The sequence below is a fragment of the Dyadobacter sp. CY261 genome (assembly GCF_021440085.1).
Classification (GTDB): domain Bacteria; phylum Bacteroidota; class Bacteroidia; order Cytophagales; family Spirosomataceae; genus Dyadobacter.
On the sequence record NZ_JAKCPW010000011.1, the window covers coordinates 327,951 to 344,328 of the forward strand.

Annotated in this window: 15 protein-coding genes; 8 read left to right on the forward strand and 7 right to left on the reverse strand. The window is 44.7% G+C overall.

The features are described 5' to 3' along the window. The first annotated feature begins 147 nt into the window (after positions 1 to 147). Positions 148 to 714, forward strand: a complete 567-nt coding sequence (locus LZD49_RS27660) for a Crp/Fnr family transcriptional regulator (RefSeq protein ID WP_234671056.1) — start codon at positions 148 to 150, stop codon at positions 712 to 714. Positions 715 to 865: 151 nt separating this feature from the next. Beyond that, positions 866 to 1,228, forward strand: coding sequence for a hypothetical protein (locus LZD49_RS27665; protein ID WP_234671057.1), 363 nt, complete (start codon positions 866 to 868; stop codon positions 1,226 to 1,228). Positions 1,229 to 1,258: 30 nt separating this feature from the next. On the opposite strand, the gene LZD49_RS27670 is transcribed toward LZD49_RS27665, so the two are convergent. The 3 genes from LZD49_RS27670 to LZD49_RS27680 all read right to left on the reverse strand — a co-directional run bounded on the left by LZD49_RS27670 (position 1,259) and on the right by LZD49_RS27680 (position 3,894). Further along, positions 1,259 to 1,645, reverse strand: coding sequence for a nuclear transport factor 2 family protein (locus LZD49_RS27670; protein ID WP_234671058.1), 387 nt, complete (start codon positions 1,643 to 1,645; stop codon positions 1,259 to 1,261). Between the two features lie 176 nt (positions 1,646 to 1,821). Next, positions 1,822 to 3,189 (reverse strand): MATE family efflux transporter, encoded by a 1,368-nt coding sequence (locus tag LZD49_RS27675; protein WP_234671059.1) that lies wholly within the window; start codon positions 3,187 to 3,189, stop codon positions 1,822 to 1,824. A gap of 246 nt (positions 3,190 to 3,435) precedes the next feature. After that, on the reverse strand, positions 3,436 to 3,894 hold the full coding sequence (locus tag LZD49_RS27680; protein WP_234671060.1) for an SRPBCC domain-containing protein: 459 nt from the start codon (positions 3,892 to 3,894) through the stop codon (positions 3,436 to 3,438). Positions 3,895 to 4,656: 762 nt separating this feature from the next. Between LZD49_RS27680 and LZD49_RS27685 the strand changes: the two genes are divergently transcribed. Beyond that, the gene (locus LZD49_RS27685) at positions 4,657 to 5,463 is read left to right on the forward strand and encodes an SDR family oxidoreductase (protein ID WP_234671061.1); all 807 of its coding nucleotides are present in this window, start codon (positions 4,657 to 4,659) and stop codon (positions 5,461 to 5,463) included. Positions 5,464 to 5,475: 12 nt separating this feature from the next. Continuing rightward, the gene (locus LZD49_RS27690; RefSeq protein ID WP_234671063.1) at positions 5,476 to 6,387 is read left to right on the forward strand and encodes an AraC family transcriptional regulator; all 912 of its coding nucleotides are present in this window, start codon (positions 5,476 to 5,478) and stop codon (positions 6,385 to 6,387) included. Positions 6,388 to 6,400: 13 nt separating this feature from the next. On the opposite strand, the gene LZD49_RS27695 is transcribed toward LZD49_RS27690, so the two are convergent. Beyond that, a complete protein-coding gene (locus LZD49_RS27695) occupies positions 6,401 to 7,153 on the reverse strand; it encodes an SDR family NAD(P)-dependent oxidoreductase (protein ID WP_234671064.1) in 753 nt (250 codons plus the stop codon). Between the two features lie 120 nt (positions 7,154 to 7,273). Between LZD49_RS27695 and LZD49_RS27700 the strand changes: the two genes are divergently transcribed. Next, positions 7,274 to 7,624: a helix-turn-helix domain-containing protein gene (locus LZD49_RS27700; protein ID WP_234671066.1), complete on the forward strand. Its 351-nt coding sequence runs from the start codon at positions 7,274 to 7,276 to the stop codon at positions 7,622 to 7,624. 65 nt (positions 7,625 to 7,689) lie between these two features. Here the strand turns inward: LZD49_RS27700 and LZD49_RS27705 are convergent, their stop codons facing one another. After that, the gene (locus LZD49_RS27705; protein WP_234671067.1) at positions 7,690 to 8,118 is read right to left on the reverse strand and encodes a VOC family protein; all 429 of its coding nucleotides are present in this window, start codon (positions 8,116 to 8,118) and stop codon (positions 7,690 to 7,692) included. A gap of 679 nt (positions 8,119 to 8,797) precedes the next feature. Between LZD49_RS27705 and LZD49_RS27710 the strand changes: the two genes are divergently transcribed. Then, entirely contained in the window at positions 8,798 to 9,025 is a 228-nt protein-coding gene (locus LZD49_RS27710) for an integrase core domain-containing protein (protein WP_234671068.1), read from the forward strand. A gap of 398 nt (positions 9,026 to 9,423) precedes the next feature. On the opposite strand, the gene LZD49_RS27715 is transcribed toward LZD49_RS27710, so the two are convergent. Then, on the reverse strand, positions 9,424 to 10,833 hold the full coding sequence (locus LZD49_RS27715) for a hypothetical protein (RefSeq protein ID WP_234671069.1): 1,410 nt from the start codon (positions 10,831 to 10,833) through the stop codon (positions 9,424 to 9,426). 321 nt (positions 10,834 to 11,154) lie between these two features. Between LZD49_RS27715 and LZD49_RS27720 the strand changes: the two genes are divergently transcribed. After that, entirely contained in the window at positions 11,155 to 14,490 is a 3,336-nt protein-coding gene (locus LZD49_RS27720) for a T9SS type A sorting domain-containing protein (protein ID WP_234671070.1), read from the forward strand. Positions 14,491 to 14,822: 332 nt separating this feature from the next. Here the strand turns inward: LZD49_RS27720 and LZD49_RS35725 are convergent, their stop codons facing one another. Then, positions 14,823 to 15,014, reverse strand: coding sequence for a hypothetical protein (locus tag LZD49_RS35725; RefSeq protein WP_304488713.1), 192 nt, complete (start codon positions 15,012 to 15,014; stop codon positions 14,823 to 14,825). Between the two features lie 300 nt (positions 15,015 to 15,314). On the opposite strand from LZD49_RS35725, the gene LZD49_RS27730 reads away from it, so the two are divergent. Beyond that, positions 15,315 to 15,455, forward strand: a complete 141-nt coding sequence (locus tag LZD49_RS27730; RefSeq protein ID WP_234671071.1) for a hypothetical protein — start codon at positions 15,315 to 15,317, stop codon at positions 15,453 to 15,455. Positions 15,456 to 16,378 lie beyond the last annotated feature (923 nt).

The following is a 16,378-nucleotide window of genomic DNA, read 5'->3' on the forward strand; positions in this document are numbered from 1 at the left end:
TTATTTCTCCTGGCTTCCTTACGTCAGCGTCAGGCGTGATCCAATTTTGTTTGCAGCGAACATTTGCTTCGATTTGGTGATAGGTTCAAAGTTAACAAAACCGAAATGTTACAATTGTCGTACTTTCACATTACAAATTTAGAGCCTATGTATTCAGAAATATTACGGGCAACCGGCACTTACACGGATGACGAGGTGGGGCTCTTTGAAGAAGCGGTTACGGCACGGCATGTTACCAGAAACGAACTCATCCTCCAAAAAGGCCAGGTAGCTAAATCAATGTATTATTTGTTGAGTGGATCCATTTACCAATATGAACAGGTATCCGAGCTGGATCGGAATATAATTGATTTGCGCATTCAAAATGAATGGTTTTTTGATTATCGAAGTCTAATATCTCAACGGCCCTCTGAAATTTACATCCAGACTTTCACCGACTGCCACATCCTCGAACTCAGTCTTGATATCGCTCATTACTTAACTGGAAGGTCTATTGCTTTTTTACAGCTGAACAAGGTTCTGGAAGGTGCATTGGAAAGACTGAAATTCTTCGATCAATCGATGACTCCTGTGGAAAAATATACATTCATTCTTCATAATCGCCCGCGGCTGATACAAACATTTCCTTTGAAAATGATCTCATCCTATCTCAAGCTGACTCCTGAAACGCTAAGCAGGGTCAGGAAATCCATATCGAGAGCAGATCTTTCTTGATTTGGATCAATAGGTCAAATCCAGCCGAAGACGTACTTTTGGATTTTAAATCAAGAGTATGAAGCACTCATCATTAGCTATCGGCCATTTATAGGGTGCCGAATTTTGAACGATCCCGAAATTCCCGCAAGCAAAAAAACACTTTACAGATATGAAATTCAGCAAACTTGTCCCCAATGTATTTTACTCAGATATCAACGATGCGCTTAAATTCTGGTTGGATTGTCTGGAATTCACAATCACGCATAACGAATTGAAGACACATAAGCCATTTTGCGTGATTGAGAAAGATGGCTTACGCATTAACTTATTTCAAGATAGGAAGTATGCAGAGGAACATCATCCCGAATTTCGGCTGGTAACAGATGATATCCAGTCGGTGTATAATAAAATCTTCGCGAGCCACCCTGAATTCCTGCATCCTAATCTTGACAAAGTCACTTTACGACCGTGGGGAGCCCAGGAATTTGCGCTCGCCGACACACAGTTAGGTGTAGTTATCCAACAATGGTAAGATAAAATTCAACGGATATTTCGCCAGTTGTCAGCTGTTACCAGACCTGATATCTTCTATCAATCTTCTGGCAACGTAAGTATCATAGATAATTTTTAACTTTTCAATCTTGGTTTCATTGTTGAAATCGAGAATATCAACAACATCAAACACGACAATCTTCCCGGATTTCACCGTCCATTCATATTCAAAATAGAGTGCTAGGGAATTAGAATCCGCATCCTCAAAAATCCTTTTTAATGTCAATCTTGAATTCGCTGTATCATCGGTCAATTCCTTGAAGAAGTGTTTGGCCAATTTATCTCCATAGATTGGCGAACTGACTGTTCCATTTTCAGCAAATAAGCCTACTATTTGCTCAACGGCCCCATTTGATAGATATTCGATATATTTTCTTGCTACTTCGTTTTTTGTCATAATTGATTATGCGATAGGATCTCGGGTACTTTAAAAGCGCTTTCAAGCAAATATAATAAAAGCATTGCCCAAGTGGTTTTACGATGGTTAATTCAAAGAGAAGTCGTGGATATTCCGAAATTAGACTAATTTATCATGCTTAGCTGCCTCATGAAACAAGCTTCTAACATGCCCTATTAAATACTCGGCACAACTGCACTAACTGAGAAATATCGACCTTTGTAGTACATCGTATATGTTGCAATGATGATAAACGTCAGTATTTCGGCCAAAGACCGCGATAGCCAAATTCCTGGCAGACCAAAATAATCCGGAAGGATCAAAAGCGCAGGTGCAACTAGTAAAAAACCTTTTAACAAGTTGATAAATAGGGATATGATTGTCTTCCCTGTGCTTTGAAGAAAGGCTGCGAGTAAATAGTTTGGTCCGGCCGCTAAAAACAGCAGAAAGTATAAGCTCATTGCCTGGCTTGCAATTTTCCGGTAGGCCATGTTTTGGTCTCCGGAAAATAACACAATTAACTGGTCGGATAAGAATAAGCCAATAGCGGTCACCACAATCCCCAACAAAAGTGTAAAGCCTAATGAGAACCATAAAGTCTCTAACACACGCTGCGGCTGTCTTGCACCGATATTGAATGACATAATGGGAAGTGCGGCGATCATCGCAGCAGTAAAAGGTCGGATGAGCAAAAAACTAAGGTAGTTAACCAAACCAAACGCGGCCACTGCGGTAGCTCCGAAATGGATCAATGACTGGTTAATTAATAGCAAGCCAGATGAGAATGCAATTTCAGATGCAAATGATGGAAGTCCAATTTTAAAGTATTCCTTCCATTGTGGAAGTTTCAATGTAAAGCGAAATGAGAAAAAACTAAAATGAGTGTTACCCTTGAATATATATACAAAAAGGTATGTGGCACCGGTGGCTAATGCGATTGATGTCGCAATCGATGCACCTTTTACCCCCAGTCCGCAACCAACAATAAGTATTAGATCAAGCACGATATTGACGCACGCAGCCAAAATCGATGCATTTCGCGACACTTTCGGCGCGTTGTTCGCCCGAACGAAGTTTCCCCAAATCATTCCAAGGAAGAAAAAGGGAAGACCCAGCAGCTGCCAAAAAGCATAGTCAGCCGTATTTTCAGCCAAAGTAAGATTCGCCGCCCCCGCCAGAAATTGGGCAAGGGGGATTGCTGAAAATGGCGCACTGATCGCTACGCAAGTTCCAAATAAAATAACAAGGGTGGTAGCAAATTGAAAGACTTGTTGGACCTGCCTCAGGTCTCCGGCTCCAATACTCTTACCGATCAGCACTCCCCCACCTATCATTACAGGTAAGCTCAACGCTACCAGGACGATCACGACAGGGCCATATAATCCGACTGCTGCCAGGCCATCCTTTCCTATTTGTTGTCCAAGTATAATCCCATTAATGACCTGATGAACAATGGAAGACAACAGACTAATTATCGCAGGACCGTAATTTTGAAAAAACAGCTTCCTAATAGGAGCTTCTCCTAATTGATTAGTGGCGGTCATGCGGGATGTTTTTGAAATACGGGGCGCAAAGGTAAAACATTCATCCAGTTTTGCAACTTAACCGTACAATAACCCCTTATGTAGGTGTAACTTATGATAACTTTTCAGTGAATACAAGTAGTAGCCACGTTTGAACGGTAAGAAGAGTACGCAAACTAGTGACCGACGACCCGGTTCGGACGCCATACTGCCAATCTGTTATAGGCTGTGTTTATTTCTTCGTATTAAAAGATATTCTTCAAATATTTAATTTTCACAAAGTTCTTTCAATTTATCGAGTGCTTTTGGATAGGTCTGGTTCATATACCCTAAAAAATCTTCCGTGGTGTCTAAATCAACAGTAACGGTCGTAGTCCCATTGTTTTCTTCGAAGGTATAGTTTTCAAATCCGTTTGCCCATTTTTCCACTTCTTGTCCTTCCGTAATTTCCTTATCAGCTTTTAAAAGACCATAATGTTGAATTGAAACAAATTGGTTGGGAATGTTCTCAGCTATCTTGGAAACCATACCCCCCTTTTCTCCTTTCTCATCTACTCCAATAAATAGAATTTTATTTCCCTTTTCCCAACTTCCTACATAGGTCGATGTTGGGTTAAACAAAGAAGTCCACTGCTCATAAGTTGATTTACTGTTAATGCCAAGCATAAAATCATATACCCTGGTCACTGGTGCATTGATGCTTATTTTGAATTGTAACTTTTTCATAACATTAATGTTTGTTTAAATTAATCTTTTGAGTTTTTATTTTTTGTCATACTTAGCAGCCGTTTAACATAACCTTTAACTCTACGATTAACTCACGTTCAATACGGAATGCGTATCTTGTACTGCTGAAAAAGAAGTCTACTTGGGAATATACTCATGAGGACTACCTGGCCGTCTCACGAAACGTCCTAACGGTGCGGCTAAAAAATACCCGTTGGTTCTGAGGCAGAACTGTGCAATAACCGTCTCAAATCTCCATCCGCCGGGCCGCCCCGTCACGAATCAAGGTCTCAGCTCTAGAGAACTTAATATCAACGAAGCTCTTGGGGTTGACACTCAAACTTGTAGTCGATTAAATCATCATGCAAACAAGAGCACTCCATCACAAGACATTCGCAGAAGAAAAACATAGAATTCGCGATTGTGCGACAATTGGAGTTCTGACGGCTGGGATAGGATCAGCAGTTACACAGCCGACGGGGCAATTTTGACTCCCAATAGTGATCTTGCTGGGGGATTAACGAAAGCCGTAACCAGGCCCACTACAACTGGCAGTATCAATCCACAACGCAGCTTCCTCCAAAACCAACTTTGTCTATGAGGGGTGATTGATTCATTTCGTTTTTATATTCACTAAGTCAGAAACATCTGTTGGCGGCGAATTGCTGCACGCTGACATTTGAACACAAACAACCGACTTTTGATTACCAGCCCACATCTGCCAGCAGCTTTTCTTTGCAATAAATTAATAGCAAAGAAAAAATGAAATACACATTGATTACCGGAGCGTCAGCAGGAATAGGTGAAGCTTTGGCGAAAAAGCTGGCTTCAGAAAAACACAACCTCATATTAGTTGCACGCAATGCCGGAAAATTGACACAGATTAGTGAAGCGTTGGTAGCGCTATATGGCGTTGATGTAAAATGCATACCGGCCGATTTAGCTACGCTGGATGCAGCGCGCAAAGTTTTTGAAGAAACCGAAAGGCAGAATCTGCAAATCGAAATATTGGTGAACAATGCAGGAATTGGGTCGGGTGGCGAATTTGCCGAACTTTCATTGCAATCTGAATTAAGCTTACTTCAACTCAACAATGCATCCCTTGTCGCGATGACGCACCTTTTTATACAAGCCATGCGGGAGAGAAAAAGCGGCTCAATCGTTAACGTTGCCTCGATGACCGCATTTATGCCCGTGCCTTACATGGCCACTTATGCGGCCAGCAAAGTTTTTGTGCGCTCGTTTACAGAAGCATTGACGGAAGAAGGTAAACCGTACAACATTCACGTGATGCTGTTCTCGCCGGGACTTACAAAGACAAACTTTAATGAATCGGCGGGCATCAATAACGAGAAAGCGGTTGGCCTGAGCTCTGACTACGAAACGGCTGCGGCACAAACGCCGCAAGAAGTCGCAAATGAGTTATGGAACGCATTGAATGCTAAAAAACATTTTCATGTATCCGGAAGCAGGAACCGTTTCGGCTCACGTGTACTTGCATTGCTTCCAAATGCAATGATCGCCAGGTATATGGCTAACTCGTACCGGAAGAAACTGGCGCAAATCTGATTATCTTCATACATGGAAACGACAACCACAGTCCACATTCAATCCATTGCCCAGCTGCACCAGCTTTTGAAGCAGCCAAAGCCGAAGCATCCGCTGGTCAGCCTGATCCGGTTCGAAGACTTTCCAGAGATCAAGGTCGAGCGGCGAACGAGGCTCATTACGGACTTTTACCAGGTCACATTGAAAACGGAATGTCCATGCAAAATTCAATATGGTCAGAGCATGTTTGATTTTGACGAAGGAGTAATGTCCTGCTTTGCTCCTAAACAGGTCAGCTTTATCGACAAAGATTTTGTATTCGCCCGCGCTGGCTGGCAACTGTCCATTCACCCCGATTTCCTGCGAAATTCACCTTTGGGGCCTAGAATAAGAGCTTATGGATATTTTGATTATTCCGTGAACGAAGCGCTGATTCTTTCCGAAGAGGAGCAGCAAGCAATGGAAAACATCTTTCTGCAACTCCAAAAAGAAGCATTGCTACCGATCGACAATTTCAGCCAGGATGTGTGGATTGCCAATATTGAATTGCTCCTCACTTACTGCGACCGTTATTACAACAGGCAGTTTATCACGCGCAAAGCAGTGAGCAGTGATTTATTGGATAATGTCCAAAAACTGCTGGATAGCTATTTGGAATCCGATCATGTTGATAAAGGCTTACCCACTGCGCAGTATCTGGCCGAAGCGATGCATTTGTCTTCCAAATACCTGAGCGATTGTTTGAAGCAACTCACCGGCAATACCACACAGCAGCTGATCCATGAAAAGCTTATAGAGCATGCCAAGGAGAAGCTCTCGACGACTGAACTTTCTGTGAGTGAAATCGCCTATGCCTTGGGCTTCGAATACCCGCAATCTTTCAGCAAGCTTTTCAAATCCAAGACACAGCAGACTCCGCTGCAATTCAGGGCGGATTACAATTGAGGATCAATCAGGGCTATAAAAGCCCGCCCGAAACCGTAATCCGCTCACCGGTCACCCAGCCAGCCTCATCCGAAGCCAGGAATACGGCAACCTTTGCGATGTCTTCCGGCTGGCCGATCCGTCCAAGTGGTGTGAGGGGAAGCATTTGTTTTTCGATGTCACCGCCGATGACACCCATTTCATGATTCCCTTCTGTATCGGTCACGCCCGGAGCGATGGTGTTGATTCGGATATTTTTCGGTCCCAGCTCTTTCGCTAATGTTTTGGTGACATTGTCGATCCCGGCTTTAGCAGCAGAATACACCATCACACCGGGAATCGGATTTTGACTTACCGTTGAGCTAACATTAATAATGCTCCCACCCTTGTCACCAAACAAATTGACGGCCTGCTGAATTGTCAGAATCGGCCCCATCAAATGGGTATTCACCTGCAAATGAAAGCTGTCTTCGGATATTCCGTCCAGCATTTCTATTTTGAAAACTCCCGCGTTGTTGACCAGAATATCCAGCTGACCATAAGTCTTTACCGTTTCGTCCAGGAGTCTTTTAATGTCAGCAAACTTGGAAATGTCCGCTTGTATGGCGGTGGCAATTCCGCCATTTTGGATAATCTCGCTGACAACCTTTTCAGCATTCGATCTGCTGGATGCGTAATTGATAACCACTTTTGCGCCTTCTCCGGCAAATGCTTTTGCTATTCCTGCACCAATTCCCTTGGATGCACCAGTCACTACTGCGACTTTATCTTTCAATGTTAAGCTCATTTCATTTTCTTAATTTAATGAGCTGCAAAGCTAGGCTGTACATTATCTTACGTCAAGTATGTACTTTTTTGTATCTTACACACTATTAAGAATCTATTGTTGATTATCAGCGAATTAAAAATGAAGAAAAATAAGCATGAATGTCCGGATATGCCGACATGCTCTGTCGATTATGCATTCAGACGGATTGGGGGAAAATATAAAGGGAGGATCTTGTGGTATCTGCATGAGCATTCGATCCTGCGCTACGGGGAGCTGGGCAGGACTTTGCCAGACGTGACGACCAAAATGCTGACACAAACGCTGCGGGAGTTGGAAGCGGACAAGCTGATCAGCCGGAAAGTGTATCACGAAGTGCCGCCCAAAGTGGAATATACACTGACCGAAGTTGGGCAGGAGCTGATCCCATTTATTGAATATCTCCGGCAATGGGGAGACAAGCAGATAAAAAAGGAAAGGACATTAGGATGATAAATAGTTTGCATCGCAATTGAAGCCACTCTCACTAACTCCAATCAATTCCACTGCCCGTACGGTCATTCATTCGGGTCAAATTCCACGATCCATTCAATGCCGTACTTGTCTCTAAACATTCCGGCGTATGAACCCCAGGGACTGTCGCCAATGGGACCTTCAATATCTCCGCCTGCCGATAGCCCGTTGAATACTTTATCCGCTTCTTCACGACTTTCTGCACTAATTGATATTTTAGACCTGTTTTCGTCTTCGTTTACCCGTCCCATAAAGTCCGGAACGTCATTAGCTATTAATACATTGTTTTTCCCGATAGGCAGGGAAATGTACATTATTTTATCTGCCTCGTTTTCCGGCACTTGAAATTCAGCGCTTGCTAAGTCCTTGAAACGAATAATCTTGGCAAATTCTCCGCCAAAAACTGATTTGTAAAATGTGAATGCTTCTTCGGCATTTCCGTTGAAGTTGATCCAGGGATTAATTGTCCTCATAACTTTATTTTTTAGTTTTTAATTTTTTCTACTGGTGCTATTCAGCATTCTCGTTTTCAATGTGATCGGCAATCCCCTTCTTATAATTTCTGCGATAAGGCTGTCAACACATTTATCAGATTTTTTATATTCCGCTTAGAATTGGTCTGAGCCTTGTGATGTCGACAAAGTTGAAACTTAGTCTGGCATTTAATGCTGTGTAAATGCGACAATTTAGAGGGTGAATACCGCCAAAATGAGTCTGTTGTATAATGCATTACCTATTTGCTAATGTACAAAACAGGATCCTGTGGCTGTTATACCTGCACCAGAAAACTTACACCTCAATTGAATGCAGGGAGTTGAACGGCACGGGCCGCCCCGCCCGGTCTGCGCGACGCGGGCCAGAACAGGGAAAATCTGCGCCTTTTACCTGCAAATTGGCTACCAAACATAAGAAAATCGGCTACCATCCAAACGCAAAAATGCCGCCTCTGAGATCAGAAACGGCTTTTCGTGGAGATGCGGGGTGTCGAACAACAAGACTAACACGCTGTATATCAATAAATTATATAGCTCCTAAATTTTGGGTATCCGAATTTGCTTCCAACTATATTCACGCAAAATCGACGACATAACTTTATTCAAATCAGATATATTACGCAAGCCATCTTAAGGATCGAACAGTCCGCCGCGCGGTATGTCCAGAGCTGATAATCCGTATGACAATGCTTGGGCCGAGTCATTCTGGGGGAGACTGAAGGCCGAGTTAGATATGCTAAGGGGCGGCTACGAAAGCATCGGGCAATTGAAGTCTGTTTTATTCGAATACATTGATGGATATTACAATACCAGAAGATTACATTCATCACTGAATTACCTAAATCCGACAGCTTTCGAAGCAGAATACTACCGGCAAACCGGATAGGAATTGAAGTTTTTAATATTTACTAACCCGCAGAAGTGTAAAGCAAAATGGAATCACGTCACTTACCCCAAAGATTCTTTGGAACAGGAGAAATTATTTTTAGAACTATCATATTTACATACGAGCTTCAAAGGATAGTGATAGATGTTGTGAAGGCATATCTTAAAGATAATAGTGGAAGTAAGGCCGCAAGATTGGATGCCGGCTAGCCGTACAACGTTTCAGGATCGAGGCGCTTGTGAGTTCAAAGTTGCGGGCCGGCTCCTCAGGTGAGACGTCAGCGTTTTCGGAAGCTTGGCCGGAAAGGACCGCAATTAGCGCAGCACCATGGGTTACTCACGAACTGCATAACAAAAATGGATTTTTGACTGTCACTCGAAGGCTACGGCCATCCCCGACTATTTCAACAACCCGGCCAATTTCAGAATAGTAGGCGTCTCGGTCAGGGTATCATTGTTAAAAATATGATCCGACTCTTTGCCGGAAAGATAGTCCCTCAGGATCGGGTCTTGATCCAACCGCTCCGCAATCTTGTTTCGATTGGCCCTATTCAGCGATATTGATTCCCAGGGTTTGGCTGGCGCGATATCAACCTCTTTCATCGCTACCCGGTTCATGAAAATGTTAAGTCCAACTTTCTCCGCACCTGCACCAAATCCAAAATACCAGGGTTTCTGGCTGATCTGCCTGTCAAAATAAAACCGGTACCTGAAAGCTTTCCAGTCGCCATCGAAGTCGACATCAATTCGGATGATATCGTCATGAAATAACCTGAAATGCCCGTAATCGACCTTAAAATTTTCGTATTTGATCGTCACACGGCCGTCGCTGTCAACAGAAAGAATAAAACTCTCGAGTTTGGCCTGAGGCGCATTGATAAAGTGCCCAATAAAATACCTGTCCACGAATTCATTGATTAAAGTGTCGTGAGAACTGTGAATATGCTCAGGTAACGCATTTTGGGAACCAACTTTGACCTCGAAGGTCTGATGAAAAAGGTTTTGCCTGATCTTTGCTACCAGGATCGGTTCGATAGCCACCTTCCCGTTGGATTTCTTTTTGGGTTTCCGAGGAATCTGCTTCGTATCAAGATCCGTGTCTGTCTGTTCCGGTTCAAAAGGCTCCCCGGCCAGGGTAGTATCATGTGTAAGATAAAACGCGCCGTGCCTCAGATTGAACTGTACCGGATCTGCCGACGCAAATGTGCCGGTTAACAAATCCATTTTTTGCTCATCTTCAATATTGAAAACCATCAAAAGATCAGGTTTACCAGGGCTGGCAAATCTCACCGTGATATTTTTTGATGTACCTCCGAAGAATTGTGACCAAACGAATCCAGTAAAAGATCTTTCGTCGGATAAAACCAGGGAAGCCCCCTCTCCTTCCCAATGCAGCGGTAGCTTCAAAACTCCCTCCGCCACCCCACCGGTAAAACGCTGGGTTTCCACATGTACTTTTTCTCGCGGGTCCCACCACCAGAATTTGAATTGGTGGTATTTGTTTAAAACGGCTTCCTGAGTCAACGCAGCTGTCGTAAGCGCGGATTTGGCTTTTGCATACTTCGATATTTCGTCTTTTAGCCGACGGATTCCGACGGGCAACTTGGCTGTGATGGTTTTGTCCCTGAGCTTGGTTCCATACCCTCTCCTTTCCGCATTGGTCATTCTCATCACCGATGTATGCGAGAATCCGGGCCCGAGAATGTTGTAAATATCTTCGTCTGTAAGTTCGCTGTTTAGTTCTTTAAGATTTTTAAACTCGATTTGGAAGGTTCTGATGAGGCCAGCTAGCTGGTCGGGTAAGGTCATGTTGTTAAGGGAGTTGAGTAATTAAGCGGCTAAATATAGACAATTCAACTGAATGTGCAACCGCATATATACTTGTTCACTTCTTTCAATTTGCTATTCACCTGAATACACAGTTCACTTCAGATGAATACTTCAAAAAGTACAACCTTACAGTTATTCCGACAACACTATTCACCTGCACTATTATTCTGTACTGCTAAAGAATGACTATATAATATTTTGTCAAGATTGTAATTTCATACTGTTTTATTTCAGATGCAGAATAAAATTTAAGATCCTGCGAACTCACTAATTAATACAACTCAGTAAATCCTCAAACAAATGAAAAAACTCTATCTATTGCTGGCCATACTGGCTGCTCCATTTTTCACCGATGCGCAAACCATGGATATCTGCGGGGCAGAGGTCCCGGAAGGCTGGATATCGATCGCCGTTAAATCTACGTACTGCGGCTCTAACGGGGGTTATTTTTACATAGGCAAAACAATCACAAGAATCGATGGCGCCGCACCTGGAACTGTCCTAGATATCTGCGGCAGCGACGTACCTGAAGGCTGGGTAGCCATTGCGGTTAAATCGAGCTTTTGCAGCACGGTCGGAGGGCGTTTATTCTTCGGCAGAACCATTAAAAAGATAGAAGGTCTTCCCATCGGGACCACCTTGAACGTGTGTGGGACCAACCCACCGAAGGGTTGGATACAAACGGCTGTCACCGGATCTTGTTCCAGGGTTGGCGGTTACATCTTCACAGGCACTACTATTCAGAAAATCAGCGGCATGGTCGACCAGACCCTGACTTTCAATCCGCTTCCCGCTGTAAATTTCGGCTCAGCGGATATCGCTCCGGTGGCATCGACTACCTCGGCCCTTCCTGTTTCTTTTTCAAGCAGTAATCCGGCAGTCGCGGGTATCGTCAATGGTAAAATCAGGATTTATGGTGCCGGAACAACGTATATCACAGCGTCGCAGGGCGGTAACAACGCTTACACTCCGGCGCCTGAAGTGACGCAGCTGCTTACGGTCAACAAGGTGACTCAGGGCATCACATTCCCGGCTATTCCGCTAAAACCATTTCAGACACCCGATTTCAGCCCCGGCGCAAGCGCGAATTCCGGCTTGCCGGTCACTTATTCGAGCGGGGACCCCGCAGTAGCCACTATTATTGGCGACAAAATACACATAGTAGGCACCGGCTCGTCCGCGATCACCGCTTCACAGGCAGGAAATGATAACTTTCACGCAGCCACCAATGTAACCCAGGTGTTGACCGTTAGCAAAGCCGCTCAAAACATCACATTCGCACCGATACCGGCAAAGACAACCGGCGCTGCAAGCTTTTCGCCCGGAGCCACAGCCTCGTCGGGTCTGGCAATAACCTACACCAGCAGCAACAAGGCGGTCGCGACCATCGTAAGCCAAAAGATCAATATCGTAGGCGTCGGCACTTCAACGATAACGGCTTCGCAGGCTGGAAATAGCTCCTACAACGCCGCACCCAATGCTGCACAGGTGCTTACCGTTAAATCTCCCCAAACGATAACCTTCAAACCGACCGAGGAGAAACTATATGGGGACGCCGAATATGTTCCGGCTGCCAAAACGAGTTCCGGATTGCCCCTCAGCTTCACCAGCAGCAACACCAAAGTGGCTACCATCGTCAACGGAAAGATCCGTATTACGGGAGTTGGGATCAGCACGATTGTTGCTTCACAGGCCGGCAACGCATCCTTTGCACCAGCCACTTCTGTTTCGCAGCAACTGACTGTAAAAAAAGGCAATCAAACTATCACGTTTGCCGAGATCACCAAGCAAACAGTGGGTAACCCGGACTTCGCGCCCGGAGCGACCGCGAGTTCCGGATTGGCTGTCAGCTACACAAGCAGCAATACCGCTGTGGCTACGATCGTCAATGGCAAAATACGTTTGTTGAGTTCAGGTCAAACGAATATCGTTGCCGCCCAGGCAGGAAACACCCTGTACAATGCAGCAACGAGTGTTACCCGCTCATTGACGGTCAACAAAGCCAGCCAGACCATTACTTTCAAGGAAATACCTCCAAAACTGGTGGGCGTCGCAGATTTTGCTCCCGACGCAAAAGCCAGTTCGGGGCTGGAAGTAACTTATACCAGCAGCAATACCGCAGTCGCGACGATCGTCGCCGGAAAAATCCATGTGATCAAAGAGGGCACATCCTCCATTACTGCCATTCAGGCTGGTAACAGCGCCTACCTCGCGGCGGCCAAGGTAATCCAGACACTCACGGTAACCAAAGCGGATCAGACGATAACTTTTAAAGCGTTTACGGAAAAACAAGCAACGGCGGCCGATTTTGCACCCAACGCCTCAGCGAGTTCCAAACTACCGCTCAGTTTTACCAGCAGTGATCTGACTGTCGCAACGATTGTGAGTGGAAAAGTACACTTGGTTGGCGCAGGGACAACTACGATTACTGCTTCCCAAGCCGGAAATGCGGCATTCAATGTCGCGAAAAAAGTGAGTCAGCTCCTTACTGTGGTTAAAGTCGGTCAGAAAATCTACTTCCCGGTGATTTCAATCAAGGCGCATGGGGCAGCAGATTTCGATCCCGCCGCAAAAGCAAGCTCCGGCCTGCCCGTATCCTACCGAAGCAGCAATACATCGGTAGCTACCGTTGTAAACGGCAAAGTACATATTATAACAACCGGCGAGGCAATCATCACAGCGAGCCAGAAAGGAAACAATGTATATGAACCCGCATCGTCGGTTTCGCAGGCACTGACCATCGGCAAAGCTTCGCAAACCATCACTTTCAAGGCGATACCTGAAAAACTGGTGGGGGCTGCTGTTTTCGATCCGGCCGCAACATCCAGCTCGGGACTGAAAGTGCTTTACACCAGCAGCAATACCGCAGTGGCAAAAATTGTAAACGGCAAGATCCAGATTCTCAAATCGGGACTTACAAACATCGTTGCGTCCCAGCCCGGTAACCTGACATTCGAGGCAGCACCGACCGTAAGCCGGCCACTGGTGGTGAAAAAGAACAAACAGACCATTACTTTCAACGCAATACCGACGAAAGTAGTAGGCTCACCCGATTTCGATCCAGGCGCAAAGGCCAGCTCCGGTCTGAAAGTTACCTATAAGAGCAGCGCGACGGTAGTGGCCACCATTGTGAACGGTAAGGTACATATCATCAAAGACGGTGGTTCTATCATCACTGCATCGCAGGAAGGCGACGATTTCTGGGAGGCGGCCACGATTGTGAGCCAGAAACTGACCGTTGTCAAACCTAATGCAGCGCCAGAGATTACGGTTTCAAACTCACCTGCCGATATGGCTGAAATTGTCCCTGCAACTGAGCTGCCTGCGCTGGAAGTTTTCAAAGCGGAGGATATCCAACCGGCAGCGAAACCTGCGGAATTGATTTACAAAATCTATCCTAACCCAGCCTCCCACCAGATCTACATCGAAAACGAAAGCAGCCCCGACCAAGGCTCGGATGCCAGCGGCAAAATTTGGATCAGGATTTTCAATTCGAGGGGATCGCTTGAAAAAGAAGTAATTACCAATGAAAAGAAAGTGATGATCCCGATTGAAAACATACCGGAGGGATCGCACCTGATCCGCATCACCAATGGCAGGAAGGAAGTGACGAAGCATATTTTGATCCGGCACTAAACGCACGGGTTGAATCGGGGGAATTTCCGGAGATCATCAGAAGAAGCGACGACTTTTTTCTCCACAGCATCTCTCTGCAGTTTACTTAAATATTTGATATTAGCGAGTTATAGCGGAGGGTGATCTCCGCTATAACTTTTTCGACCGAATATAACTGATTGATTTTCAGCATCAGATTGAATAAAAATCTGGAAAAGTTGCTCATCCTGGTTAGCAATTCGGTGAGCATCTTCCGGGTTAACTAGCGTGCTCACCGCAATAAAGCTTAGAAGCTTGTGCGTTTTCTGACTATGGGTTTGTTTCGCGAAAACCAACGCGACAAGTCAGACACTCTAAAAGCAATTCTTCGACTCGCGTAACCGCCCGGCGGTAAAATCTGCCATGGCTTGCTGCCCGGCAAATCTCTGAAGGGAGCCGATGTAGCGGCTGAACTGACCAGGATTTGCTTGGTTGAAGGCTGTTATCCAGAACGAATTCAATGCGATAATGGAAGCGAATTTATCCGCGGCGGCGGACCGCTCCAAGGAGATGGATTTATGGGCATATTCAAACGGTGTGACTCTTGACTTTTCAAGGTCCGGAATGTACTATCTTACCATTACTTGATACATTGTAGAATTGACTAACTAGGACTTAGCTAGAATAAAGCTATAAAAGAAAAGTAATTTTTCATATCAGTGCACTACAGATTTTATTTTACCGGTAATTTAAGTCGATTTTGTTGTTAAAGAGCCACCGTTTGTGATTGAGATCACTGATATTCCCAATAATACTTCTAGATTGTCACTGGACAACTACTTAAATTTTTAAATTAGTAGTTGACTATGAAAAAGAAACACAGGAAATTCAGCGCAAGCTTCAAAGCCAAAGTGGCGATAGAAGCTATCAAAGAGGTACAAGCCGTGCAGGAACTAACGTCCAAGTTCGAGATCTATCCACAAGATTTCTATAACGATATGCTATAAACGCAGACACCTTATTGAGGCACGAGAGGATACTTTCAAGTGCGAGACGGAAGTTGTCGGCTTTTTGGGGAATATAATTCAAGTTGGTGCTGGCGGTTCTCATCAGACACATAGCCGCAGAAATGTATTGATTGACTAAGTTTTTGATCTCACGATTTTTCTGCTCCTGGAAGACAAATTGTTTGAATAAAAGGATCAACCGTTTTTCTTCTTTCACTGCTTTGTCAACGATAGCCCTAGACTGATGTTCGTCCAAGCTTTTCGGCTCCGTTCTTTGCGGATCTAGCTCATTCACCATCCGGTCAAGCCAATCTAAAGCATACTCGTGTCCCATAAAATATCAATTAAGTAAGCGTCAAGCCATCACTGAATGTCTGGGACAAAACTCAGTGATTCAGGTCATGAAAAAAATACGAGAAAACTACTATTTCAACGTTTGGCAGCTACGCAAAAAGACGCAAATCAAACTATGCAAAAATACGTATTTCGGTCTAAATAGCCTAGATTAGCCGTTTTCGCAAATTTCAAGCCGATTCAGAAGCTCAACCCGATTTGACACACCTAGCTTTTCAAAAACGTTCTGAATACGGAATAAGCGCCGAAGGCTGGTGGCTCAACCTTTCAGACTCTATATAATAGAAAAAGCCGCCGTGATGCCGTAAGCTTTTGGCGGCTTCTTACCATCTTAGAAATAGGGCCACTTATTTAGCTGCCTTTTTGCCGAGTTTGTTTGTCAGACTTTGATTAATGCAACTAATACCACTAGAATTTGTCCCCAAAGACTAACCATCAGTCGGCTCCAATTTTGACCGCAGCTTGTCCATATCATGTAGGCTTCCCATTTTTAGAGTGGTGCGATTTAGACTCAGTTGTTCATTGTGACAGTTAATTCTTCTTTTTTCACGGCATTTTCTTTCAGTAGT

What these genes read in the sequence shown, in the direction of transcription:
- LZD49_RS27660 (WP_234671056.1), top strand. Translation starts at nt 148, where the DNA reads ATGTATTCAGAAATATTACGGGCAACCGGCACTTACACGGATGACGAG.
- LZD49_RS27665 (WP_234671057.1), top strand. Translation starts at nt 866, where the DNA reads ATGAAATTCAGCAAACTTGTCCCCAATGTATTTTACTCAGATATCAAC.
- LZD49_RS27670 (WP_234671058.1), bottom strand. Translation starts at nt 1,645, where the DNA reads ATGACAAAAAACGAAGTAGCAAGAAAATATATCGAATATCTATCAAAT.
- LZD49_RS27675 (WP_234671059.1), bottom strand. Translation starts at nt 3,189, where the DNA reads ATGACCGCCACTAATCAATTAGGAGAAGCTCCTATTAGGAAGCTGTTT.
- LZD49_RS27680 (WP_234671060.1), bottom strand. Translation starts at nt 3,894, where the DNA reads ATGAAAAAGTTACAATTCAAAATAAGCATCAATGCACCAGTGACCAGG.
- LZD49_RS27685 (WP_234671061.1), top strand. Translation starts at nt 4,657, where the DNA reads ATGAAATACACATTGATTACCGGAGCGTCAGCAGGAATAGGTGAAGCT.
- LZD49_RS27690 (WP_234671063.1), top strand. Translation starts at nt 5,476, where the DNA reads ATGGAAACGACAACCACAGTCCACATTCAATCCATTGCCCAGCTGCAC.
- LZD49_RS27695 (WP_234671064.1), bottom strand. Translation starts at nt 7,153, where the DNA reads ATGAGCTTAACATTGAAAGATAAAGTCGCAGTAGTGACTGGTGCATCC.
- LZD49_RS27700 (WP_234671066.1), top strand. Translation starts at nt 7,274, where the DNA reads ATGAAGAAAAATAAGCATGAATGTCCGGATATGCCGACATGCTCTGTC.
- LZD49_RS27705 (WP_234671067.1), bottom strand. Translation starts at nt 8,118, where the DNA reads ATGAGGACAATTAATCCCTGGATCAACTTCAACGGAAATGCCGAAGAA.
- LZD49_RS27710 (WP_234671068.1), top strand. Translation starts at nt 8,798, where the DNA reads ATGTCCAGAGCTGATAATCCGTATGACAATGCTTGGGCCGAGTCATTC.
- LZD49_RS27715 (WP_234671069.1), bottom strand. Translation starts at nt 10,833, where the DNA reads ATGACCTTACCCGACCAGCTAGCTGGCCTCATCAGAACCTTCCAAATC.
- LZD49_RS27720 (WP_234671070.1), top strand. Translation starts at nt 11,155, where the DNA reads ATGAAAAAACTCTATCTATTGCTGGCCATACTGGCTGCTCCATTTTTC.
- LZD49_RS27730 (WP_234671071.1), top strand. Translation starts at nt 15,315, where the DNA reads ATGAAAAAGAAACACAGGAAATTCAGCGCAAGCTTCAAAGCCAAAGTG.